This window comes from Nonomuraea cavernae, assembly GCF_040655715.1.
Taxonomy (GTDB): domain Bacteria; phylum Actinomycetota; class Actinomycetes; order Streptosporangiales; family Streptosporangiaceae; genus Nonomuraea; species Nonomuraea cavernae_A.
Genome location: NZ_JBFAKL010000006.1, coordinates 196078 through 220217, shown reverse-complemented (window position 1 = coordinate 220217; position 24140 = coordinate 196078). Strand labels below are relative to the sequence as shown.

The window sequence follows — 24140 nt, the reverse complement described above, 5'->3', positions numbered from 1 at the left end:
GCCGTGGTCTCACGGTAGGGAGCTCCCGCCTGTGGCTGTTACAGCGACTCCTGGCGCCGGCGCCTCGCGCCTGATGTCGATGCCCGCGCTGGTCGGCCGCGACTGGGAACTCGCGGCGTTCGAGCAGGCGCTGGCCGCAGGCCCGGCGATCGTCCTCATCGAAGGAGAAGCCGGGGTCGGCAAAAGCCGCCTGCTGCGAGAGTTCCTGAGTTCGCGGGTGGCCCGCGACAAGCGGAGCCTGGTGGCCTCGTGCCCGCCCTTTCGCGAGCCGTGCACGCTGGGCCCGATCGTCGACGCGATCCGCCAGGCGACCGGCCAGGTCGCCGGACTGCGGCTGAGCGCGCTCGGCGGAGCGCTGCGGCCGTTGTTCCCCGAGTGGGCGGACGAACTGCCCAGGGTGCCGGATCCGCCGGAGGATGCCCGCGCCGCCCGGCACCTGCTCTTCCGGGCCCTCGCCGAGGTGCTGGACCGCCTCCAGGTGTCGGTGCTGGCGATGGAGGACCTTCACTGGGCGGACGAGGCCACGCTGGAGTTCCTGCTGTTCCTGGCCGCCCGGCACCCTTTGCGGACCAGCCTGGTCGTGACCTACCGCCCGAACGACGTGCCGCAGGGCTCGTTGCTCCTGCGGCTGTCGTCGCGGCTGCCCACGGGCACGACGGGGCTGCGGCTGGCGGTGGAGCCTCTGGACGTGGCGCACACCGGTGGTCTCGTGTCGTCGATGCTGGGCGACGAGCCGGTCTCCCCGGCGTTCGCCACGCTGCTGCACCGGCACACGGACGGGATCCCGCTGGCCATCGAGGAGTCCGTACGCCTGCTGTACGACCGCGCGGACCTGATCCGCCGGGACGGGCAGTGGGCGCGCCGCAAACTCACCGAGATCGACGTGCCCCCGACCGTGCGCGACGCGGTTCTCGAACGAGTCGCGCGGCTGGACCCGCCCGCGCGGGCCGTCCTCCAGGCGGCGGCGGTGCTGTCCGCCCCGGCGGACGAGGCGACCCTGGGCGCCCTGCTCGCCGGTCCCTTGGACGGCTTGGTGGAGGCGCTGGCCTGCGGACTGCTGCGCGAGGACGGCGGGCTGCTGTCGTTCCGGCACGTACTGGCCTGCCGGGCCGTGTACGAGGCGACCCCCGCGCCAGAACGCCGGGCGATGCACCTGCGAGCAGGCGATGCCCTGGCCGGCCGGACGCCGTCCCCGGTGTCCCAGCTGGCCCGTCACTTCCGCGAGGCCGGGGACGTGGCCGCCTGGAGGAGGTACGCCGAGCAGGCCGCCGATCTCGCCCTGGCCGCCGCCGACGAGGCCGGAGCCACGTCGCTGCTGTACGACCTGCTGACCCACCCCGAGCTGCCCGCGTCCGACGCCGCCCGGCTGGTCGTCAAGGTGCCGTTCTCCACGTTCACCGGTGACGACCGCTTCCAGGGGCTGGTCCGGAGCCTGCGCTCAGCGCTCGACTCGGACACGATGTCGCCCGTGGAGGCGGCGCAGACCCGCTACCAGCTGGGCCGGGTGCTGACGATCATGGAGGAGTACGAGGCCGGTCAGACCGAGATGAAGAAGGCGGTCGCCCACCTGCCGCCCGGCTCTCTCAGCGCTGCCCGGATCATGGTCACCCTCGGCTGGCCGCGCGAACCGTCGGCGCCGGTGTCCACGCACCTGCGCTGGTTACGCCGGGCGGCGGAGGCCGCCGAGTCGTTGCCCCCGATCGAGCGCCTCGGCCTGCTCGTCGAGCGGGTCAGCGCCCTGCTGATGCTGGGGGAGGAGGAAGGCTGGGCGGAGGCGTCCCAGATGCCCGGTGACCCGGCCACCGCCGACGAGGCCCGGCACGTCAACAAGGGCTGCATGAACCTCGGCGACGCCGCGGTGCGCTGGGGACGCTACACCGAGGCCGCCCGGCACCTGGCGGTGGCCGCCTCGATGGCCGAGCGCCACCAGTTCCTCCGCCACAGAGGCATCATCGAAGCGACCCGCGTCCATCTGGACTGGTTCAGGGGGCAATGGCAGGGGCTGGCCGAGCGGGCCGCCGCTCTCGCGGACAACGACGAGCTACAGCCGGTGACGAGACTGGAGGCGGTACTGGTCACTGCCCTGCTGCGCGCGGCGGCAGGTGATCCCGAGGCTGGCGGGCGGCTCGAACACGTGCTCTCGGAAACCGGTCGGCGCGGCGCCGCCGAGCTCGCGGCCGAGCCGGCGGCGGCCCTGTGCGAGCTGCTGCTCGCGCGAGGAGCCGTCGGGGAGGCACTGCGGGTCACCGACGAGCCCATCCGGCAGGTGGCGGACAAAGGCGTCTGGCTGTGGGCCGCCGACCTCGCGCCGGCCCGCACCCGGGCGCTGGTGGCCGCCGGCCGGCTGGGCGAGGCCGCCGACCTGGTCTCCGCGTTCGCGGACTGGGTACGCGACCGGGACGCGCCGGCGTGCTGGGCCGGTCTGGAGCTGAGCCGCGCCATCCTGACCGAAGCCCGTGCTCTGAGCGAGTCCCGTGCTCTGACCGAGGCTCGTGCTCTGACCGAGGCTCGTGCTCTGATCGAGCCAGGTGCTCTGGCCGAAGCGGGTGCCGAGCGAGGAGACGCGGCGGCCGCGTACGCCCGCGCGGCGGACGCCTGGCAGCGGCTGCCCCGGCCGTACGACGCGCTGCTCGCCCAGGAGCGGCAGGTCGCCTGCCTGCTGGCCGCCGGCGACACAGAGGCGGCCCTCCCTCTGGCCCGGCTGGTGTTGCAGGGCCTGACCGGCCTCGGCGCCCGGACGGCGGCGGAGCGACTGGCGAGCCTGCTGCGCGATCACAAGGTCGAGGTGCGCGGGCGCGGCCGGCGCGGCTACGGTGACCAGCTCTCACCGCGCGAGCTGGAGGTCGTCCGCCTGCTCGCCACCGGCAGGACCAACCGGGAGATCGCCGTCGTCCTGTCGCGCTCACCGAAGACGGTCGCCTCGCAGATTAACTCGGCCATGCGCAAACTCGGTGTCAACTCCCGTACGGCACTCGCGGTCAGCGCCCTCGAATCCGGGCTCGTGTCCTGACTTCGGGCCAGGATCGATCGTCATTTATTAGGTCATCCGACTCATGACAAGGGTTTCTGGCTGACCGAAGCTCTGCCCATGTGCATTCCTCCGGATGAGCCTCGGGACGACCCTTCCGACGAGGAGCAAGCCCTGCCCGAGGCTGAGGCCGGCGCCGACGAGTACGAGCCACTCTGACACCCCCCAGGAGACCCCCCATGAAAATCCGCTCAGGCGCGCGGCGACGATGGCCGGTCGCGGCCGTCGCCGTGATCGCGATGGCCGCGACGGCGGTGCCGGTCCGCTCCGCCGCTGCCCAGGACCAGGCCCAGGTCAGGCAGACCTCAGGGCCGATCACGCTCGACGGCGTCAAGCCGGGCAAGCACGAGATCACCCTCATCACAGGTGACAAGGTGACGCTGACCGACGCGGGCGACGGCCGCTACGGCTTCGAGACCAAGCCCGCCGTCAGGCCCGGCAGGCCGCTGCCCGTCTTCCACGGCCAGGCGACGCCCGACGGCTTCTACGTCTACCCCGACGACGTGCTGCCCGCGATCGAGGCGGGGCGCGTCGACCGCGAGTTGTTCGACGTGAAATACCTCGCCGAGCACGGCTACGCGAACGACCGGTCGACCCACACTCCGGTGATCGTGCAGTATCCCGAGGCCACGAAGGGCCTCAAGGCCACCGCCGAGGCGCTGCCGGCCAGCTCGGCGACCGGGACTCTCGACAGCATCAACGCCGCCGCGCTGGCCGTGCCGCACGACGGCAGCGCCACGTTCTGGTCCGCTGTGCTGGGCCGGACGGCCGAGGGCAAGACGGCGAGTGCGCTCAGCGCCGGGCTGACCAAGGTGTGGCTCGACCGCAAGATCGCGGCCGACCTCGACCGGACGGTGCCGCTGATCGGCGCGCCGCAGGCGTGGGCCGCCGGATTCGAGGGCACCGGCGTCAAGGTCGCCGTCCTGGACACCGGAATCGACGAGGCCCATCCGGACTTCGCCGGCAAGATCGCCGAGACCCGGTCGTTCGTCCCCGACGTCGAGTCGGTCAAGGACGGCCACGGGCACGGCACGCATGTCGCCTCCATCATCACCGGCAGTGGCGCCGCCTCGGACGGGAAGTACAAGGGCGTCGCGCCCGGCGTGAAACTCGTCGTCGGCAAGGTGCTCGACGACTCCGGCAGCGGCCTGTGGAGCGACGTCATCGAGGGCATGCAGTGGGCCGCCACCAGTGGCTCCAAGATCGTGAGCATGAGCTTGGGCGGCGACCCGACCGACGGCACCGATCCGGTGAGCCAGGCGCTCGACAGTCTGACGGCCGACACCGGCACGCTGTTCGTCGTGGCCGCGGGCAACGCCGGCGCGGTCGAGTCCGTCGGGACTCCCGGCGCCGCCCAGTCCGCCCTGACCGTCGCGGCCACTGACAACGACGACAAACTGGCCTATTTCTCCAGTCGTGGCCCGCGGCTCGACGGGGCACTCAAGCCGGACATCGCGGCTCCCGGCGTTGACGTCGTCGCCGCCCGCGCCGCCGGTACGAGCATGGGCAACCCGGCCGACGACTCCTACACGGCGGCGTCCGGTACGTCGATGGCCACGCCGCACGTCTCCGGAGCCGCGGCGATCCTCGCCCAGCAACACCCGGACTGGAAGGCCGCCGAGCTGAAGGCCGCGCTGATGAGCACCGCCAAGGACGTGGACGGAACCGTCTACGAGCGTGGAGCCGGACGGCTGGACCTCGCGAACGCGATCACCCAGCGGGTCTACGCCGCCACCGCGAACCTCGACTACGGCGCGGTGAACGAAGGCAGCGCGCCGATCGGCAAGGAGATCGTGTACGCCAACACGTCCGACCAGCCGGTGACCCTCACCTTGACCCCCAAGCTGGCGACCGTCGCCGGCGCAGCCGTCCCCCAGGGCGCCCTGACGGTGGACGGGACGCTGACGGTTCCGGCGGGCCAGACGGCCAAGGCCACCGTCACGTTGACCTCGGCCGATCTCGGACTGGGCACGTACACGGGCGCGGTGACCGCGACCGACGACCACGGCACCCGCCTGACCATCCCCGTCGGCCTGACCCGCGAGCCGCCGAAGGTCACGCTCACCATCCGCACCTTCGACCGCGAAGGGGCGCCCGCGAACCCGCGCGTGCTCGGCGTCCTCGACCTCACCGGCGACCGGGGCGATGTCGCCCGCCGCGCACAGTGGGAGTCGCCCGGTGTCTTCCGGGTCCAGGTGCCGCGTGGCTTCTACAGCGTCAGCGCGGCGGTCACCTGGGTGGATCCGTCCTCGTACCTGTCGAACAGCGGCTGGACGCTGGTACCGGAGGTCGAGGTCGCCGAGGACACCGAGGTCACCCTGGACGCGCGCAAGCTCAAGGAGATCGGCTTCAGCACCCCGAAACCGGCCGTCGCGTCCCCGGGCTCCCAGGGATTCACCTACTTCCAGCACAAGCTCAAGAACGGCACCACCTGGTTCTCCATGACGTCGTCCGCTCCTTTCATCCGGCACTGGATCACTCCCACCAAGAAGGTCACCAAGAGCGAGTTCCTCTTCGCCACCTACTGGGGGCTGGCCCCTCGCGAGGTGACCATGGAGGTACGCGGACGTGACCCGCTCCAACTGCACCCGGAGGTCTGGGCGCATGACGGAGACCTGCTCAAGGGCACCCCGCTGGAGTACGTCCCCTTCACCGGTGACCTGACCGCGAACCTGGTCGACGCCGGGGTCGGCAAGCCGGAGAACCTGGCCGGGCTCGACCTGCGCGGCAAGCTGGCGCTCCTCGACGACGACGGCCAGTGTGGCGCACAACTGGACCGCGTCCGGAACATCCGCGAGGCGGGAGCGTCCGGAATCCTGCTGTGGCCGTCGGCGCCGCTCTACTCCTGCGGGGACGGGCCGCACATCCCCGAGCCAGTGTGGCCCGAATCCTGGGAGAACCCCGCGACCATCGGCATCCCCTACGTGACCGTGTCTCCCGGCGAGGCCCGAGCGCTGATCAAGCGGCTCGCCAAGGGGCCGGTCACCATCGCCGTTCAGGGCAGGCCGCATGCGTCCTACGGCTACCAGATGGCTCCCGCCGAGAGAGGCCGGGTGCCCGCCACGCTGACCTTCAAGATCACCAACAAGCAGCTCGCGACCATTGACACCCACTACCACTCCGGTGCCCCCACGGACTACCTCGTCGCGTCGTCCTTCATCAGGAAGGGGCAGCTTGGGATTTTCTCCGCGCATTTGCCGGTGATCAACGGACCGGGCAGGCGCGCCGAGTACGTCGGCCCGATCGAACCCGAGACGATCGTCGTCCGCGAGGTGAGCAGCGAGCAGCAGCGCTCGCTCCGCACGCTGCACGTGTTCGACAAGCCGGCCCGCCACACCCAGCACTGGAACGCCGGGCCGCTCACGCCGGGCGCGACCACCGTGCCCGACTCGGTCCAGCGGCTGCTCGAGGACTCTCCGCAGAGCGTCGCCGCCTGCTCGATCTGCCGGCAGGGCGACACCCTGTGGACCAACTACAACGAGATCGGGGCACAGAGCCAGACCGGAATGATCTGGCTCGGTGACACGCGCCTCTACCGGAACGGCGCGGAGATCCCGCTCGACCTCACGAGTGGCCTCCCCGGATTCGCGTTGCCCAAGGAGGCGGGGGACTACCGGCTGACCCTCGACAACCCCAACACCCGGACGACGGCGGAGTGGACCTTCCGCTCCGAGACGGTCACCAAGAGCGCTACGTTGCCCGGCCAAGACTGCCTGGGCTCCCTGGTCGGCGCCACGGACCCGTGCCGGCCGGAGCCGGTCGTGTTCGTCTCCTACGACCTGTCCGACGACATCGGGCTCGACAACTCCGTGCCGGCGGGAAGGCGGCACACCTTCGACGTCAACGTCTACCACTCGCCGGGGACCGCCCGGATGCCCGCCATCGCCGGCCTGAAGCTGTGGATGAGCACCGACGACGGTCAGCGCTGGACCGCCGTTGACGTCCGCCGAGGACGGGGAGGCGCCTACACCGCCTCGGCCACGTATCCGCGCCTGGCCGGCACCAAGGGCGCGGTCAGCCTGAAGGCGGAGGCGTGGGACGCGGCCGGCAACCGCGTCAAGCAGACCACGCTCCGCGCCTTCACCCTCCGCTGACAGCCTCGCTCGGCCGCCCGCCCCGACGGGCGGCCGAACGGGATCACTCGGCCGGCCTGTCGCGTCGGGACGGCCGCTCGAAGACGCCCCGGCGGACCAGCCGCCAGGCGGCGGACACCAGCAGCGGCAGGAGCAGCATGCCGACGTAGATGGGCGTGGCCATGTAGCGGAAGTCCTGGGCCGAGATGTTGGCCAGAATCGCCAACTGCTGCCCGGCGACCACCGCGGCCACGGCCACCACGTAGCGGTTGCGCAGTGCCCACGCCCCCAGCGCGACGGCCACGTACGACAGGTAGGCCCAGAGCGCGCCCCGCCAGATCAGCGAGTCGTACTGCGTGCTGCCGATCAGCCAGGCTTCGGCCACCCGGTGCAGGTCGGGCGACTTCGGCCGCAGCGAGAAGACCTGCCGCTCGGGATAGTCGGGCACCTTGCCAGGGCCGATGTACGTCTCGGCGGTGGGCCGGAGCGAGAAGTGGTAGGTCTCCCCGCCGACGGCCCACGTGTTCTCCGCCGGCCACCAGGCGATCTGCCCCCTGCAGAGCCTGGCCTCCACGATCAGGCCGGGGTGCTCCAGCAGCAGGCGTTTCCACAGGCCCAGCAGCTTGCCCGCGTGCTTGTCGGCCTGCTGCCAGCTGAAGTCGCGCCGCCAGATCAGCGTGTTGATCGTGTGGCAGGTGCCGCCCTCACGCCACCTGGACAGCGGCGCGACGGCGGTCATCAAGGTCTGGTCCCGGTCGGTGAACAGCTCGGGATGGTCGCGGTAGAGGACGGCGACGTCGCCGAACGCCGTGTGGTAGACGTACGTGCTGGACGGGGCGGAGATGCCGACGTGCGGCAGGACCACGTTGCTCAGCAGCAGGGGCACGGCCGCCGCCGCGGCGCCGACGACCGCCAGCCACGATCTCCTGGTCCTGACCACCACGACCAGCACGACGAGGGCCACCGCCACGACCAGGAAACCGTTGGCCCTGAACAGCCCGAGAGCGGTCATCAGCCCGCCGAGCGCGACCAGTCGCGCGCCGGTGAGGGTGCGGTTCGCCGCCAGGCCCGCGCACACCGCGGCGATCGCGACGGCGCAGAGTGTGAACGGCACGTCCTTCCACAGCGCGACGGCGAACGCGCCGACCGGCGGCAGCAACGGCAGCAGGATCGCGATCGCCGTCGTGGACCTGCGCGGCGCGCCGAGCGCCTTGAGCGCGCCCGCGAGATAGGTGAGCACCGCGGCCATGGCGGTCGTCTGGAGCAGCGTGACCAGGCCGACGTCGCCGGTCATCCGCATGCTCAGCCACAGCAGCCCGTCGTAGGCCACCGAATGGTCGCTCACCCACGGGCCGGCCATCGTGTGGCGGAGGTACAGCACCGAGTCGCGGCTGAACAGGCCCGGGTAGAAGGCCGCCCACCAGCACGCGAGCACGGCCTGAATGGCGAGGAAGGTGGCGATCGGCACCCAGCGCGAACGTTTCGCGGTCTTGGTCTGCATGTTCCATTCCCGGGCCGCCGGAGAACCCCGGACTGGGCGAACTCTAGGGGTAGCTGACGCCGGCTTCCAGCCCCTTGGCTCCCGCCAACGCGGGCACCGTGACCAGGTGGTAGCCGCGTTTCTTCAGCTCCTTGACGATCGCCGGCATGGCCTGGACGGTCTGCGGGACCGTGTCGTGCATCAGGATCACGCCGTCGCGTCTGGCCAGCCGGAGCACCGCGGCCTTGATCTTCTTGACGTCACGCAGGCTCCAGTCGAGCGTGGTGCCCGTCCACAGCACCTGCGCGAGGTCCTGCTCGCCCGCGATGCCCAGCACCCGCTGGTCCGTGTGCCCGTACGGCGGGCGGAACATTCGCACCCGCTTGCCTGTCGCGTCCTCGATGGCGGTCGAGGCGGCGCGCATCTCGTCGATGATCTCGTAGGCGAGCAGCGGCGGCAGCGACTGGTGGGAGTAGGTGTGGTTGCCGATCGCGTGCCCCTCGCGCGCGGCCCGCCTGACGACGGACGGCGACTCCTCGACGTACTTGCCCGTGACGAAGAAGGTCGCCTTGACCTTCTCCTTCTTCAGCAGGTCGAGCAGGGTGCGGGTGTGCTTGCCCGGGCCGTCGTCGAAGGTCAGCGCCAGGCACTTGACCTTGGAACAGTCGATCTTCGCCTGGATGTCGGCGGCGGGGAGGACGCTCGTCGCCAGTGACAGGGCCAGCAAGCCGTGAACCACCACAGGTGACACCTTAAGCCCAAATCTGGACGGGCGCGCCGGGTCAACCGGTGATGGTGACCAGGCGGGTGAACTCGGCCGGCAGGTCGACGCCGTCCCACACCCGGTGGAAGCTGAGCGCGCCGCCGATGGGCACCATGCGGTCGACCCCCCGTCCGGCCAGCGACTCGGCCAGCGCCTCCAGCTCGGCCCGCGCGAAGCCGAAATGGGTCAACGTCTGGTCCTTGCGCCTCACCAGCCTGGCCAGCTCCGCCAGGGCGCCGAGCCGGGTGTGCGCGAACGTGCCCGCGCCCAGCCAGCGCCGGGGCGCCGCTTCGGGGGCGGCCAGCACCACGCTGGCCAGGGTGTTGCCGTGGAAGCCGATCGTGCCGGCGGCGCCGTCGGCGGCCAGGCCGTAGGTGGACACCCGCTTCTCGACCGCCATCGCGGTGTCGACGGTCCACCCCCGCCGCGCCACCGCCCGCGCCAGGCAGGTGGTGAACGCGGCCCGCGCCGCGTCGCAGTCGGCGGCCGAACCCACCCAGAACACCGTGCGCGGCGACGAGCAGGCGGCCTGGTCGAACCAGTAGGAGTCGCTCGCGAACCCGTCGGCCACCGCGTCACGCGTGTCCGGTGGAGCCTCCAGCCACGCCGCCGCCCGGACGACCGCGAACGACGACCGGTCGGGAAAGGTGAGGTCGCGCGCGTGCGGCGCCAGCGGATGCCGGCGGATCTCCGCCACCGTACGGTCGCCGCCCCAGATCACCCGCAGGTCGCAGGCCGCGGAGAGCGCCGAGGTGACGACGTCGGAACGGTCGTAGGTGACGATGCGCTGCGTCGCCGCCACCACCGGGTCGGCGCCGGCGAGCGTCTCCTGAAGGGTCCGCACGATCGTCGTGGCCACGGCCCCAGAGCGCGGTGAGACCCGTACGACGTTGCGATTGCCCATCAGGGCGGACAGCGCCCACGAGTAGACGAAGACGGTGTCGACGTTGGCGGGCGGGATGTGCAGGATCAGGCCGCGCGGCACCCGCAGGTGCCGGCCGCGCAGCCCGTCGACGGTGCGCGCCAGCTCGCCGGGCCGCAGGAAGAAGCCGAGCGAAGCCAGCTCGGGATGGCGCCGCGCCAAGTCGGGGGCCAGCAGCCGCCGCCCGAACGCCGCCAGGAAGTCGCGCATCCGCCCGTCTCCGGCCCGCAACGCACCACCCGAGGCGAGCTCGTCGAGCAGGGCCTCGGCCGTCACGGCTCTCGCCGCGGGAAACAGCACCTCGACCAGTGCCCCGGCGGGTGTCATGTGGCCACCGCCGTGTCGCTGCAGCCACGGACCTCGGCACGGGGCAGCCGGCCGAGGACGGAGAAGCGCTTGCCCGGCCACACGCCGTCGTCGACCCCGTGCACGACGCCGAGATCCTCGGTCAGCAGGACGTGACCCGGATAGGAGGTGGGCAACGTGCTGACCACCTCGACCACTCCGGGCACGCCTGGCGGAGCCTCCTCCCACGTCTCCGGGTCGCGGACCAGCACGTTGGCGAAGTCGGGGCAGTAGAGGCCGTCGCCGTCAGGGCCTTCCAGGAAGACCGTGCCGATCTGCTCGACCATCCCGTAGAAGTCGTGGACGCGGGTCAGCCCGCACTCGCGGCGGAGCGTGCTCCGGAACCCGGCGGCGTCCACGGCCTGGTCAGCCAGCCGCTTCCAGCCGCCGGAGTGGATCAGGATCCCCCGGGACAGGTCGAGACCCAGCTCACGCAGGTGAAGCCAGACCATGAAGGTGAACCCGAAGATCAGAAAACGCCCGCCGCCGTGCCGCGTGAGGAAGGCGCGCACCGCCGCGGCGTCGACCTCGCCGCCCTCGTCGAGGACGAACGTGTAGTGCCTGCCGAGGTTCATCATGCCGAGCACGCCGGCTCCCCGGGCGCTGAGGGCCGGGCCGCGCACCGCCGCGCGGCTGTCGACGATCAGCATGGGCAGCCGCTGCTCGCCGAGCACGGTCCTCAGCGTCGCGGCCAGCATGCGCGGCTGGGCCGCCGCCGCCTCCCGGTCGAGGTGGATCCGGCTGGGCGCCTGCCCGGTGGTGCCGCTGGAGGTCAGCACCCGGAACACCCGCTCCTCCGGCACGCTGCGCAGCTCGTGGGTCTTGAACAGGCGCACCGGCAGCCACGGCAGGTCGGCCACCCGCGCGTAGGGGGGCGCCGACCCGATCGCGGCTAAGATCCGCGCGTAAGGCGGGCAGGCGTCGCGGTGCCGTGCGGTCAGCGCGGCCAGCCGGGGCAGCAGGAACGCCTCCCGTTCGGCCTCCGTCAGGGTGAAGACCGTCACGCGCGGGCCTCCAGCGCGCGGTAGTCGACCTTGCCCGTGGCCAGCAGCGGCAGCCGGTCGACCGCGCGCACGTCGAAGCCGCTCCAGTGCAGCCGCAGCTCCATGCCCAGCCGCCGGGCGAGCCGGCCACAGCCGTCGCGGTCGAGCCCCTCGGCCCAGACGGTCACCCGGTCGTCGCCACTGATCACCGCGATCGGGCCGCAGTCGCGCAGCAGCCTCTCGACGTCGTCGAGGTTGACCCGGACACCGAAAATCTTGGCGATGCGCCTGGCCCGGCCGGTCAGGAAGAGGAAACCCTCGTCGTCGAGGTGGCCCAGGTCGCCGGTGCGCAGCACGCCGCCCAGGTCGTCGCCCCTGGCCAGGTCGGCCGCGGTCTCGGCGTAGCCCATCATCACGTTGGGGCCGTGGTAGACGATCTCGCCGCCGTCGACGGCCAGCCGCCCGCCCGGCAGGGCCAGGCCCGCCGAGCCAGGCTTGTCGGGCAGCCGCTCGGGCGGCAGGACGGCGATGCGGGCGGTGGCCTCGGTCTGGCCGTACATCACGAAGAAGCGCTCGGCGACGGCGGCGAACCGGGTCACCAGCTCGGGCCGCAGCCGCCCGCCCGCCTGGGTGAGCGTGGTGAGACTGGGATGCTCGGCCGGGTCGAAGCGGAGCCGGCGCAGCATCTCGTACTGGTAGGGGACGCCCGCGAGCGAGGTGCAGCGGTGGCCGTCGAGATGGGTCCAGAACGAGCGCTCCAGCAGGCCCGCGTCGGTGAGCACCACGGTCGCGCCCGCGACGAGGTGGCTGTTGAGCACCGACAGCCCGTAGCTGTAGTGGAGGGGCAGGCTGGTCGGCGCGACGTCGTCGGGGCCGATGGCCAGGGTGTCGGCGATGGCGCGGGCGTTGGCCGGCACGGCCGCCCGCGACAGCCGGACGAGCTTGGGGTTGCCGGTCGAGCCCGACGTGGCGAGCAGCACGGCCAGCTCGGGATGCGGCTCGGCGTCGGGGCGCCGGCCGCGCGGCGAGCCTTCGACGGCGTGCGCGAAGCCGGTCAGCCCGGCGGGCCTGAACCGCGCGATCAGCTCGGTCAGCGCGCCGGCCGAGAGGTCGGGGTCGAGCAGCGCGACCGGCCGGCCGGCCCGCCACGCGGCGAGGTAGCGCACCACGGACGCCAGGTCGTTGCGCATCCCGCAGAACAGCGGGCCGGGTGGCAGCCGGGTCAGGACCTGGGCGGTGCGCTCGATCCGGGTGGCCAGCGCGTCGCCCGTGAGCGCGCCGGGCTCACCGGCGACGACCAGCCGGGCGTCTGGATGCGGGAAGTCGGCCACCTCAGAGCACCAGCCCGCCGTCCACGCCGATGACCTGGCCGGTGATGAAGCCGGCGTGGCCGGAGAGCAGGAAGGCCACCGTGGCGGCCACGTCTTCGGAGCTGCCGAGGCGGCCGAGCGGGGTCGCGGCGACCGTCGCGGCGCGGGCCCGGTCGTCGAGGGTGGCCAGCATGCCGGTCTCGATGTAGCCGGGGGCCACCGCGTTGACCCGGATGCCCGCCGGCCCCAGCTCCCTGGCGGCGGCCGTGGCCAGACCGAGCAGGGACGCCTTCGTCGCGGCGTAGATCGCCTGGCCGGGCGCCCCCCGGTGGCCCATGACCGACGAGATCAGGACCACGGCCGGGCTCATGCCCCGGCGCAGCAGCCGGACCGCCGCCTGCAGGGTGTGGGCGGCGCCCATCGCGTTGGTCTCGAACAGCCTGACCACGGCGGCGCTGGACATCATGCCGAGCAGCCCCGCCTCGTGCACCCCGGCGTTGATCACCAGTGCGTCGAGGCGCTCGTGCCGCCTGCGGACCTCGCGCATCATCGCGGACACCGCGTCGGGGTCGGCCACGTCGCCGTGCACGGAACCGGCCCGACCGCCGCTCTCGGCCGCGATCTCGGCCGCGGCCTTCGCCGCGCGCTCCTGGTCGCGCCCGTGCACGACGACCTCGTGCCCGGCCTTCGCCAGCCTGACGGCCACGGCCCGCCCGATGCCCGAGGTCGAACCGGTGACCAGCGCCACGCGCGGGTCAGAGCGCGGCGCTGACACCGTGCTTCTCCAGCAGCCGGGCCGCGTGCGCGAACGAACTCATGTCGATCATCTCGTCCGTGTCGATCATCACGGCGAACTCGTCCTCCATCGCGGCGACCAGCGCCATGTGGGCGAGCGAATCCCACTGCGGGATCGCCCGGTATTCGAGGCCATCGACGTCGGTGCCGTCCGGAAGGCTCAGCGCGGTGCGGAAGACGTCGCGCAGCCGGTCGAGATGACTCATGATGACTCACTCTCTGTGGTCGTGCCGGAACGTAGTGTAGCCCTGATCGCGCATGGCTCAAACCCGGAACCGTCGCGGGTAATGGAACCGTATAAACGCCTCTGGTGCGATGGCCGGGCTGCGAATCTCAGACGCGGCACGCCGGTCACTACAGGGGAAATGATGGACAAGTCCAATCACTGGTACGGGCATTCCCGAATACTCGGCAGATATTGCGGCCTGGCGGACGACACGCCCAAACGAATCCAGGGATTCCTGCAACACGGCTGGAACTACCTGCACGGATTCCCGCCCGACGACCACTGGTGCAGCCCCGGATATCCCCGCTTCGTCTGGTCTGACGTGCTCAGACGCCGCGGATGGTCGATGGGGCGCAGGGGCCACTACGTCATCGGGGCCCCCTGGGTCTACCTCCTTCAACTGGAGCCCGATCTCGGCAGGGTGCCGGAACGGAAAGGGACGATCTGGTATCCGTTCCACGGCTGGGAGAAGAGCTCGGTCCGCGGTGATCACGCCCGTCTCGCCGCCGAGATCCGCGAGGTGGAGACCGGCCCGGTGACCGTCTGCCTTTACTGGCTCGAATTCGCCAATCCGGCCATTCGGCAGGCGTACGAATCGGTGGGTTTCCGGGTGGTCTGTCACGGCGAGCGCGGCTCGCGCTGGGACCGCAAGGGGCGCGGGTTCCTGCGCAGGCAGCTCATTGAGCTGCGCAGGCACCGCCGGGTGGCCTCCAACCGGCTCGGCAGCGCGCTGTTCTACGGCGTCTCGGTCGGCTGTGACGTCGCCGTCTACGGCGATCCCATGCAGTACGAGGACGAACGGCCCGAGTACGGCGGCACGGCCCGGCGGCGGCGGCTGTGGCCGGAGCTGCACGGAGTGCACGTCGATCGTGCCCTGGCCGCCGAGACCGCGCGCCGCGAGCTGGGATTCGACCACCAGGCGACACCGGAGGAGCTACGGCGCATGTTCGGCTGGAAGCGGGTGCGATCCGCATGAACGAGGCCCCCCAGAACGTCCGGTTGATCGGTGGCGAGATGCTGCTGTGGTCAGACGCCGACGACCCCGTCGACTGGCGCGGAGCGGGTCTGGAGCTGGTCAGACGGCTGCTCCCGGCCGAGGGCCGCGTGCTGCTGGCAGGCCCGCACCCGCAGGCGCTCGTCGACGCGGTGGCCGCGCGGGCGGAGTCGGTCGCGGTGCTGGTGCGCTCCTATCCCGACGCGTGCGCGCTCGGCGAGCGCCACCCCGCGCTGACCGTGCACTGCGGCAGGCTGCGGGCGCTCACCGGAGAGGAGCCGTACGACCTGGTCCTGGCGCTCGACGGCCTCCAGCGCACCAGCTCGGCCGAGGAACCCGCGCCGGCCTGGCGGACGTCGCTCGACGCGCTGGCCGCCCTCGTGGCACCGGGCGGCCGGCTGGTCCTGGCCGTGGCAAACGACCTCGGCATCGATCGGTTCGTCGAGGCCCGGCCTCCCGATCGGGAGGGCGGCGACGGCCAGTGGGAGCCGCACGGCTTCGACCCGAGTCACCCGCGCGGCTCCGGCCCCCTCGACCGGGCGCTGGAGGCGTCCGGGCTGGCCGTCGACCGCTGCTACGCCGCCTACCCCGGACGCCGCGCGCCGCGCGCGCTGCTCGGCCGCGAGTTGCTGGAGCGGAACCTGCCGGAGGCCCTGACGGTCCCGCTCAGCGCGCGCGGCGGCGACACGATGCGCGTCGCCGATCCGCTGCGGCTGTCGCGGCTGGCGTTCAGGCACGGGCTCGGCGAGCAGCTGGCCCCGGCGTGGGTGGCGGTCGCCACCAGACCGGGCGACGCCGGCGACGTCGAGCCGCCGCCCGGCGACGTCGAGCTGCCGCCCGGCCTCATCGAGGTGGGCCGGGCCGTGCACGAGATCACGCCGGAGGCCATCAGGCGGCTGCCGGGCGGCGCCGCCCGCCCGATCCCGCGTGGCCGGGTCGTGGAGGAGCTGCTGGTCGAGGCCTGCGCCCGCGAGGACGTACGCGCCGTGCGCGAGCTGCTCGCCAAGCTGGCCGACTGGGTCACCGACGGCGGCGAAGCCACGGTCGACAACCTCGTGTGGGACGGCGAGCACTTCGCCGCCGTCATCCCGGTCCCCGCCCCGGCCACCGCGCCGGTCGCCCGCGTGCTGCTCTGCCGGATCCTGTGGAGGTTCGCGGTCCGGCTGCTGGCGGCGGGTCACCACCACCCGTGGCCGTGGCCGCTGGCGGCCGACCAGCTGACCCTGACGCTGTGCGGCATGGCCGGCAAGCCGTGCGACCAGGCCGACCTCGACCTGGCCAGGAAGCTCGACGCCGAGCTGGGGCAGCCCGCCGAGGTGCCTGACGCGTCGCCCACCTACCGCGACCTGCTCGGCGCCCGCGACCGCCTGGCCGACCAGCTCACCGCCGCTCTGGCCCGGGTCGCGCGCCTGGAGACCAAGCTCACCTACCGCGAGCGCGAGCTGGTGCGCGCCCGGGCCAAGGTGCGCAGGAGCCAGCGGAAGGTGGCCGCCTACCGCAGAACGCTCGGATATCGCCTCTCCCGCCGCCTCGTCCATCCGCGGAAGGTGGCCCGCAGGGTCAAGCGCATGCTGTCTCGCTGAGGTGGCTCGCTGAGGAAGCTCGCTGAGGAAAGCTCGCTGAGGAAAGAAGGCTCTCGTGCCGGTTCTTTCGGTGATCGTCCCGTTCCACAACGTGGAGAAGTATCTCGGAGCATGCCTCGACTCGATCGAGGCGCAGACCTTTCGGGACCTGGAGGTGATCTGTGTCGACGACGGCAGCCACGACGACGGCGCGGCGGTGGTGGAGGCCATGTCGGCGGCCGACGAGCGGGTGCGGCTGATCCGGCAGGCCAACCACGGCGCCGGGCACGCCCGCAACACCGGGGTGCGGCACGCGACCGGCCGCTACCTCGCCTTCGTCGACGGCGACGACACGCTGCCGCCGACCGCGTTCCAGCGGCTGGTGTCGTCGCTCGAGTCCACGGGCTCCGACCTGGCCTGCGGAAACGTCATGCGGCTGCAGCGCAACCTGCTCGTGCCGTCCTGGGCGCACCGCAAGGCGTTCGCCGAGCCGCTGAAGCGCACCCACATCACCAGCCATCCGCTGCTGATCCGCGACCGCATGGTGTGGAACAAGGTCTACCGGCGTTCCTTCTGGGACGACCTCGGGCTGAGCTTCCCTGAGCGCAGGTACGAGGACCAGCCGGTCTCCGTCGCCGCCCACGTGGGAGCCGCCGCCGTCGACGTGCTCAAGTGCGTCGTCTACCACTGGCGGCAGCGCGACGAGGAGAACGCCTCGATCACCCAGTGCCGCCTGGAGCCGGACAACCTCCACGACCGTCTGCTGTCGGTCCTGCAGACGGCCGAGTTGCTCGCCGAGCGGGCGCCCGAGCTGAAGCCGTGCTTCGACCGCGACACGCTGGTCATCGACCTGACCGTCGCGGTGGAGGCCGTGGCCGCCGTGGGCGACGCGGCCGATCCCGGGCTGGTCGACCTCGCCGTCCGCTACCTCGACGGTGTCGCGCCGGAGGAGTGGCTGGGCGTCCCGTACGCGCACCGGCTCCTCGTGCACCTGCTGCACCGGCGGCGGCTGGACGACCTCGCGTTCCTGTTCACGCAGGAACGCGACGAGCGTCTGTGGCCGCGCCTGTGCCGCCCCGGCTTCGGCCGCAGGCAGTGGTACGGCCGGCATCCGGCGATGCCCGAGCACCTGTCGGACGTCACCGACGAACTGGAGCTGGTGACCCGGCTGACGACCCTGGAGTGGCGCGACGGCGTCCTGTACGGCCAGGGGGTGTTGTCCGCCGGCCGGTTCGACGGCAGGGACCTGCGCCGGACCGCTGTGCGCGTATGGCTGGAGGAGCGCGGCACCGGGGAGACCGTGCCGCTCATCGGCCCGGCCGGCAGACGCGGCGTCACCTGGGAGAGAGGCGGTTTCCCCTTCGGGTTCGCGTTCGACCCGGCCGCGCTGACCACGGCGCAGCTCACCCGCAGGGGGCAGTGGGACCTGCGGGTCGAGCTGCGGGCGACCGGGCTGCGGCTGGCCGGACGGGTCGCCACGCCGCGCGGGCTGCCGCTCGTGCCGCCGGCCCCGGCGCGCCGGGGCAACACCTGGCTGGTGCCCGTCCGCAACCGCAGAGGGGTGTGGGGGCTGCGGCTGTGCCGGGCCCAGGCGGTCATCGGCGAGTGCCGGGTCGACGGCGACGACCTGGTCCTGTCGGGAGAGCTGGCCGATCTCGGCGACGGCGATCCGGTGCTCCGGCTGGTGCGCAGGAGCGACGGGGAGGAGATGTACTTTCCCCTGGTCATGGCCGGGCACCGCTTCCGGGCCCGGGTCGCGCTGCGCGACGTCGACGAGTCCGTGGGCCCGGAGTCGAGGTGGGAGGTCGTCCTCGACCAGGGCCGGGAGATCAGGCCCCTGGTGCGCACCCGGGAGCGGCCCATGGCGACCGTCGCCGACCGGCGCTTCGAGGTGGACCGGGGCGGCGACGGCTGCCTGGTGCTGGCCGAGCTCTGAGCCGGGTCAGCGCAGGATGGTGGCCAGGTGGCCGGCCACCCGGTCCTGCTGGGCGTCGGTGAGGTCGGGGAAGAGCGGCAGCGAGAGCTGCTCGGCGTAGTAGGCCTCGGCTTCGGGGCAGAGCCCGCGCGGGTAGCCGAGGTCCTCGAACACCGGATGCCAGTAGGCGGGCACGTAGTTGACCTGCACCCCGATGCCGGCCGCGCGCATCCGCTGGTAGACCTCCCGCCTGCGGCCGTCGTGGATGCGCACCGGGTAGAGGTGCCAGCTCGGCGCGGTGTAGGGCCGCCGCGCCGGGAGCGTGAGACCGGGCAGACCGCCGAGCAGCGCGTGGTAGCGGGCGACCAGCTCGGCCCGCCGGGCCCGGAAGGTCCCGAGTCGCCGCAGCTGGCTGAGACCGAGCGCGCAGAGCACGTCGGGCAGCCGGTAGTTGAGCCCGAACTCGTGCACCTCCTGGTGCCAGTCGCCGTGTCCGGGGTCGCGCTGCTCGGCGGGGTCTCTGACCAGCCCGTGGTTGCGGAACCGGGAGGCCCGCGCGAACCGCTCGGGGTCGGCCACCGCGACCGCGCCGCCCTCGGCCGTGGTCACGGTCTTGGTCGGGAAGAAGGAGAACGTGGTGAGGTCGGCCAGCCGCCCCACCGGGCGGTCGCGGTAGGTCGAGCCGAGAGAGTGGGCCGAGTCGCCGATCAGCGTCGCGCCCGCCTGCCCGGCGACCTCGCGCAGCTCGTCGTAGTCGGCCGGATGGCCGGCGTAGTCGATCGCGGTGATCGCGCGGGTGCGGCCGGTCACCGCCGCCGAGGCGGCGCCGGGGTCGAGGTTGCCCGTGTCGGGCTGCACGTCGGCGAAGACCACGCGGGCCCCGCGCAGGACGGCGGTGGAGGCGGTCGCCACGAACGTCAGCGGCGACGTGATCACCTCGTCGCCCGGCCCGACACCAGCGGCCGCGTAGGCGACGTGCAGGGCGGCGGTGCCCGACGTGACGGCCAGGCACGGCACGCCGCCCGTCCAGCGGGCCAGCTCGGCCTCGAACCGGCCGACCGCCGGGCCCGTGGTCAGCCAGTCGCCGCGCAGCACCTCGGCGACCGCCTCGACGTCGTCCTCGGTGATCGAGTGGCGTCCGTAGGGGAGCATCAGACGCCGGCCGCCACGATGGCGCGCAGGTCGTCGACCGACAGCCACCGGTCGTTGGTGTCGGAGCGGTAGCAGAAGCCCTCCGGCAGCTGCTCGGCGCCCTGCGGTGGCTGGTAGCCCCAGGTGGCGATCGTCGGCTGGACGATGTAGCGGTCGGCCAGCCGGAGCGCCCGGCGGCCGTCGTCGGGGCCGATCATCTCCTCGTGCAGCTTCTCGCCCGGCCTGATGCCGATCTCGTAGACCGGGCTCCGGGGTGCCACCGCCTCGGCCAGGTCGGTGATCCGCATGCTGGGGATGCGCGGCACGTACAGCTCGCCGCCCCGCATCAGCTCGAAGGACTCGACGACGAACCGCACGGCCTGGTCGAGCGTGATCCAGAACCTGGTCATCCGCTTGTCGGTGAGCGGCAGGCTGCCGCCCTCCTCGGCCAGCCGCTGGAAGAACGGCACCACCGAGCCCCGGCTGCCGACGACGTTGCCGTAGCGCACCACGGCGAAGCGGGTGACGTGGCCGGCGGCGTAGTGGTTGGCCGACACGAACAGCTTGTCGGCGACCAGTTTCGTGGCGCCGTAGAGGTTGACCGGGCCGGAGGCCTTGTCGGTGGAGAGCGCGACGACCTTGCGCACCCCGCTGTCGATCGCCGCCTCGACCACGTTCTGTGACCCCGACACGTTGGTGCGGACGTACTCGAACGGGTTGTATTCGGCGGTGTCGACCTGTTTGAGGGCGGCGGCGTGGACCACGTGGTCGACGCCGTGCATGGCCCGGGTCAGCCGGTCGCGGTCTCTGACGTCGCCGATGAACCAGCGCAGCCGCCGGTCGTCGCCGAACAGCTGGCGGGCCTCCCACTGCTTCAGCTCGTCGCGCGAGAACACCACCAGCCGGCGCAGGTCGAGAGAGTCGAGGGCGTGCCGGATGAACGCCTTGCCGAATGACCCCGTGCCTCCGGTGATCAGAACCGACGATCCACTGAGAATGCTCACGTGGCCCCCTGAATGGCGTTTACGCACTGTAGTCGTCCGAGTCGGCCGGTAGCATAGCGCGATCTATTGACCACGCACGGTCACATGGGGGATTGGGGCTTCGGTGCGGATTGTCGGAATCATCCAGGCGCGGATGGGATCCACGCGGCTGCCTGGCAAGGTGCTGCGCGACCTTCACGGCCGTTCGGTGCTGGGCTGGGTGGTGCGAGCCGTACGCCAGGCGGGCGCCGTCGACGACCTGGTGGTGGCGACCACGACCGAGCCGGCCGACGACGCGGTCGTGGCGCAGTGCCGCACCCTCGGCGTCCGTTGGCACCGGGGCCCGGTCGATGACGTCCTCACCAGGTTCGTCGAGGCGCTCGCCGCGTGCCCCGGTGACGCGGTGATGCGGATCACGGCCGACTGCCCGCTGCTCGACCCCGAGGTGATCCGCGAGGCCGCGCTGGTCTACCGGGCGGTCCCCGGCCTCGACTACCTGAGCACCGGCCTGGCCCGCACGCTGCCGCGCGGCCTCGACGTCGAGATCGTCGGCCTGCCCGCGCTGCGCCGGGCCGACCGGGAGGCCACCGGACACCACCGCGTCCACGTCACCTCCTACGTCTACACGCATCCGGGCGGCGCGCGGCTGCTCGGCCTCGCCCACGCCCCGGCCGCGGCCGACCTGCGGGTCACGCTCGACACCGAGGACGACTGGCGGCTCATCTCGCGCGTCGTCGCCGAGTTCGGCGACCGGTGCGTGCCGTTCGCGACGCTGGCCGGCTTTCTGCGCGACCGGCCGGAGATCCGCCTGCTCAACGCGCACGTCGAGCAGAAGGCGTTGCAGGAGGCATGACGGGCGGGATCGGCATTCGCTGCGACGCGGGCGTCCAGAGCGGGCTGGGCCATCTGGTGCGCTGCGTCGCGCTGGCCGAGGAGCTGTGCGCCCGAGGGGTGGACGTGTGCTTCCTCGGCAACCTGGCCGGCTCCCCGTGGGCGCGCACCCAGCTGCTCGAACGCGGGCTCCCGCTGGTTCCGGCTCCCGACCGGCCCGACCGGCTCGCCGGGCTGGTGCGCGACCTGGGGCTCGGCGCGGTCGTGCTCGACTCGTACGAGCTGGCTCCCGGCACTGGTGCGGCGATCAGGGCGACCGGCGCGGCGGTGCTCGCCATCGTCGACGGCGACCCCCTCGGCCAGCAGGCCGATCTCTACCTCGACCAGAACCTCGGCGCCGAGCTGCGGCCCTTCGCCATGGCAGGGGAGCGACTGGCGGGCGTCCGCTACGTCCTGCTGCGCGACAGCGTCCGCGACGTCCGCGAGGTCCGCGAGGTCCGCGAGGTCCGCGAGGTCCGCGAGGTCCGCGAGGTCCGCGAGGTCCGCGAGGTCCGCGAACCCGCCGGAGACGTGTCCGCCGGAGACGTGTCCGCCGGAGGCAGGGGGGCTGTGCCGCGGGTGCTGTGCTGTTTCGGCGGCACCGACAGCGCGGGCGTGGCGCCGGCCTGGACACGGGCGCTGCTCGACACCGGCCTGCCGTTCTCCGCCACGGTGATCACGCCCAGGAAGTTCCGGGCCGAGGGGCCCGTCAGCGTCATCCCGCCCACCGATCGCCTGCCCCAGCTGATGACCGAGGCCGACCTGGTGATCTCCGCGGCCGGTTCGACCGTCTGGGAGCTGCTCTACCTGGGCGTGCCGACCGCGCTGACCTGGGTGGCGGCCAACCAGTTGGTCGGTTACGAGCCGCTGGTGCGCGACGGCATCGCCGCCGGGCTCGGCCCCGAGGCCGACGCCGCCGCCACCGAGACGCTGGCCCGCCTGCTCGCCGACGCCGGGCTGCGCGAGAAGTACGGCAGGCGGGGCAGCGGCCTGATCGACGGCAGGGGCAGGGAACGCGTCGCCGACGCCCTGCTCGCGCTCCTCTGACTCCTCTGACAGGTCACACACCGACAGATCGGGGCCGGTGAGCGTCCCGTGAGGGTTCGGTGAGGGGTCAGATGAGGTCCCAGGTGAGAGGGGTGCCCGGGGCGGCGTCGCGGGTGAAGCGGCGGCCCATCACCTCGGCGGCGGCCGCGGGGGGCAGGCCGCCGGCGGGCCGGATGGAGCGGACGTTCTGCCCGGTCACCGGCTCGCCGGCGCGCACCTGCCGGACCACGTAGAGCGACCGGCGAAAGCGCAGCCCCTCGCGCTCGGAGGGGCGCGGGCCGATGACCGGGGAGCCCAGCGACTGCCAGGCGCGCTCGCTCTCCACGACCAGGGCCGCCAGCTCGGCGGGCTCCAGCGAGAACGCCGCGTCGACGCCGCCGTCGCTCCTGGCGGTCGTGACGTGCTTCTCGATCAGGCAGGCCCCGAGCGCCACCGCCGCGAGCGCCGCGCCGAGGCCCGGCGTGTGGTCGGACACGCCGACGACCGCGCCGGTGAGCCCGGCCAGCAGCGGCAGCGCGCGCAGGTTGCTCTCGGCGGGGGAGGCGGGATAGGAGGCGGTGCACGCCAGCACGGCGAGCTGGGTGCAGCCGCCGTCGCGGGCGGCCTGCACGGCGGCGTGGATCTCGCCGGCCGACGCCATGCCGGTGGAGATGATCAGCGGCTTGCCGGTGCCGGCGGCCAGCCGGATCAGCGGCAGGTCCACGATCTCCGAGGACGCGATCTTGTACGCCGGCGCGTCGAGCTTCTCCAGGAACTCCACGGCCGTCGGGTCGAACGGCGACGAGAACGGCACCAGCCCCAGCGCGCGGGCCCGGTCGAAGATCGGCTCATGCCACTCCCACGGCGTGTGGGCCCGCTCGAACAGCTCGTAGAGACGCTCGCCACCCCACAGCTCGTGCCCGTCGCCCAGCCGGAAGGCCGGCCCGTCGGCGTCGATCGTGATGGTGTCGGGCCGGTAGGTCTGCAGCTTCAGCGCGTGGGCCCCGGCGGCGGCCGCCGCGTCGACGATCGCGAGGGCCCGCTCCAGGCTGCCGTTGTGGTTGCCCGACATCTCGGCGATGACGAACGGCGGCCGGTCGGCTCCGATGGCGCGGCCCGCTATCTCGATCACGCGTCTTCCTCCTTGGTGAGCTGGATGGCGACGACGTCCACGGGCGCGCCGCCGAGGTCTCGCGCGTGCCGGCCGGTCTCGGCGAACCCGAACCGGCGGTGCAGCCGCCTGACCGCCTCGTTGCCGGCCAGCACCTCGCCCCGGAGCGTGGTCAGCCCGAGCGGGCCGAAGGCGTGGTCGATGGCCGCCCGCTCCAGCCCGATCCAGGCCCGCAGCAGGGCGCCGGACCGTTCGAGACCGTCGAGGTCGAGGTAGAAACCCCAGTCGGCGCACCGCGAGCCGGGCCGCAGCCCGGCGAAGGTCACCACCCCCGCGGCGGCCCCGTCGTGCTCGTAGACCAGCACGCGCCGGGCCGGGTCGTCCTTGACCGCCGCCCACCAGCGGGCGTGCTCGGCCTCGCCGATCTCATGGGTGGTGAAGCTCGCGGCGCGGACCCGTGGATGGTTGCGCCAGCGGAGCATGACGGGCAGATCGTGGTCTCCGGCGGACCTCAGCATCGTCGCCCCCTACGCCTGGTGTCGGCACGGTCTCACACCGTAGCGGATGCCGGATCGGTAAAGAGCTGACCAGGGAGAGGCATCGCCCGCCGCCCTCCGGCGATG

The 24140-nt window shown here is 72.6% G+C and carries 18 protein-coding genes; 7 read left to right on the top strand and 11 right to left on the bottom strand.

What is annotated here, in order from left to right:
• Positions 1-31: 31 nt before the first annotated feature.
• The gene (locus AB0I38_RS11320; RefSeq protein ID WP_358465725.1) at positions 32-3010 is read left to right on the top strand and encodes a helix-turn-helix transcriptional regulator; all 2979 of its coding nucleotides are present in this window, start codon (positions 32-34) and stop codon (positions 3008-3010) included.
• A 197-nt stretch (positions 3011-3207) separates the two neighbouring features.
• Complete coding sequence (locus AB0I38_RS11315; protein WP_358465723.1) at positions 3208-7122, top strand: S8 family serine peptidase; 3915 nt, start codon at positions 3208-3210, stop codon at positions 7120-7122.
• 43 nt (positions 7123-7165) lie between these two features.
• On the opposite strand, the gene AB0I38_RS11310 is transcribed toward AB0I38_RS11315, so the two are convergent.
• The 7 genes from AB0I38_RS11310 to AB0I38_RS11280 are packed head-to-tail and all read right to left on the bottom strand — an operon-like array spanning position 7166 to position 13905.
• A complete protein-coding gene (locus tag AB0I38_RS11310) occupies positions 7166-8602 on the bottom strand; it encodes a hypothetical protein (protein ID WP_358465721.1) in 1437 nt (478 codons plus the stop codon).
• 43 nt (positions 8603-8645) lie between these two features.
• Entirely contained in the window at positions 8646-9323 is a 678-nt protein-coding gene (locus AB0I38_RS11305; RefSeq protein WP_358465719.1) for a polysaccharide deacetylase family protein, read from the bottom strand.
• Positions 9324-9363: 40 nt separating this feature from the next.
• The gene (locus AB0I38_RS11300; protein ID WP_358465717.1) at positions 9364-10593 is read right to left on the bottom strand and encodes an acyl-CoA reductase; all 1230 of its coding nucleotides are present in this window, start codon (positions 10591-10593) and stop codon (positions 9364-9366) included.
• Entirely contained in the window at positions 10590-11615 is a 1026-nt protein-coding gene (locus AB0I38_RS11295; RefSeq protein WP_358465715.1) for an acyl-protein synthetase, read from the bottom strand. Before AB0I38_RS11295 ends, AB0I38_RS11300 begins: the two co-directional genes overlap by 4 nt.
• Entirely contained in the window at positions 11612-12925 is a 1314-nt protein-coding gene (locus tag AB0I38_RS11290; RefSeq protein ID WP_358465712.1) for an AMP-binding protein, read from the bottom strand. Before AB0I38_RS11290 ends, AB0I38_RS11295 begins: the two co-directional genes overlap by 4 nt.
• Before the next feature lies 1 nt (position 12926).
• A complete protein-coding gene (locus AB0I38_RS11285; RefSeq protein WP_358465709.1) occupies positions 12927-13679 on the bottom strand; it encodes an SDR family NAD(P)-dependent oxidoreductase in 753 nt (250 codons plus the stop codon).
• Positions 13660-13905, bottom strand: coding sequence for an acyl carrier protein (locus tag AB0I38_RS11280; protein WP_358465706.1), 246 nt, complete (start codon positions 13903-13905; stop codon positions 13660-13662). The genes AB0I38_RS11285 and AB0I38_RS11280 overlap by 20 nt, the downstream gene beginning before the upstream one ends.
• A gap of 159 nt (positions 13906-14064) precedes the next feature.
• On the opposite strand from AB0I38_RS11280, the gene AB0I38_RS11275 reads away from it, so the two are divergent.
• The 3 genes from AB0I38_RS11275 to AB0I38_RS11265 are packed head-to-tail and all read left to right on the top strand — an operon-like array spanning position 14065 to position 18417.
• Positions 14065-14901, top strand: coding sequence for a hypothetical protein (locus AB0I38_RS11275; RefSeq protein WP_358465703.1), 837 nt, complete (start codon positions 14065-14067; stop codon positions 14899-14901).
• Positions 14898-16502, top strand: coding sequence for a hypothetical protein (locus AB0I38_RS11270; protein WP_358465701.1), 1605 nt, complete (start codon positions 14898-14900; stop codon positions 16500-16502). Before AB0I38_RS11275 ends, AB0I38_RS11270 begins: the two co-directional genes overlap by 4 nt.
• 55 nt (positions 16503-16557) lie before the next feature.
• Positions 16558-18417, top strand: coding sequence for a glycosyltransferase family 2 protein (locus AB0I38_RS11265; protein WP_358465698.1), 1860 nt, complete (start codon positions 16558-16560; stop codon positions 18415-18417).
• Between the two features lie 6 nt (positions 18418-18423).
• On the opposite strand, the gene AB0I38_RS11260 is transcribed toward AB0I38_RS11265, so the two are convergent.
• Both AB0I38_RS11260 and pseB read right to left on the bottom strand, forming a co-directional pair.
• Positions 18424-19548, bottom strand: coding sequence for a DegT/DnrJ/EryC1/StrS family aminotransferase (locus AB0I38_RS11260; RefSeq protein ID WP_358465695.1), 1125 nt, complete (start codon positions 19546-19548; stop codon positions 18424-18426).
• Positions 19548-20531 (bottom strand): UDP-N-acetylglucosamine 4,6-dehydratase (inverting), encoded by a 984-nt coding sequence (pseB, locus tag AB0I38_RS11255; protein ID WP_358465692.1) that lies wholly within the window; start codon positions 20529-20531, stop codon positions 19548-19550. Before pseB ends, AB0I38_RS11260 begins: the two co-directional genes overlap by 1 nt.
• A 103-nt stretch (positions 20532-20634) precedes the next feature.
• Between pseB and AB0I38_RS11250 the strand changes: the two genes are divergently transcribed.
• Entirely contained in the window at positions 20635-21363 is a 729-nt protein-coding gene (locus tag AB0I38_RS11250; protein ID WP_358465689.1) for a glycosyltransferase family protein, read from the top strand.
• Positions 21360-22427 carry a PseG/SpsG family protein gene (locus AB0I38_RS11245; protein WP_358465686.1) on the top strand — a complete coding sequence of 356 codons (1068 nt, stop codon included), beginning with the start codon at positions 21360-21362 and terminating at the stop codon, positions 22425-22427. The genes AB0I38_RS11250 and AB0I38_RS11245 overlap by 4 nt, the downstream gene beginning before the upstream one ends.
• Positions 22428-22494: 67 nt before the next feature.
• Here the strand turns inward: AB0I38_RS11245 and pseI are convergent, their stop codons facing one another.
• Both pseI and AB0I38_RS11235 read right to left on the bottom strand, forming a co-directional pair.
• The gene (gene pseI, locus AB0I38_RS11240) at positions 22495-23538 is read right to left on the bottom strand and encodes a pseudaminic acid synthase (protein ID WP_358465683.1); all 1044 of its coding nucleotides are present in this window, start codon (positions 23536-23538) and stop codon (positions 22495-22497) included.
• The gene (locus AB0I38_RS11235; RefSeq protein ID WP_358465680.1) at positions 23535-24035 is read right to left on the bottom strand and encodes a GNAT family N-acetyltransferase; all 501 of its coding nucleotides are present in this window, start codon (positions 24033-24035) and stop codon (positions 23535-23537) included. Before AB0I38_RS11235 ends, pseI begins: the two co-directional genes overlap by 4 nt.
• Positions 24036-24140 lie beyond the last annotated feature (105 nt).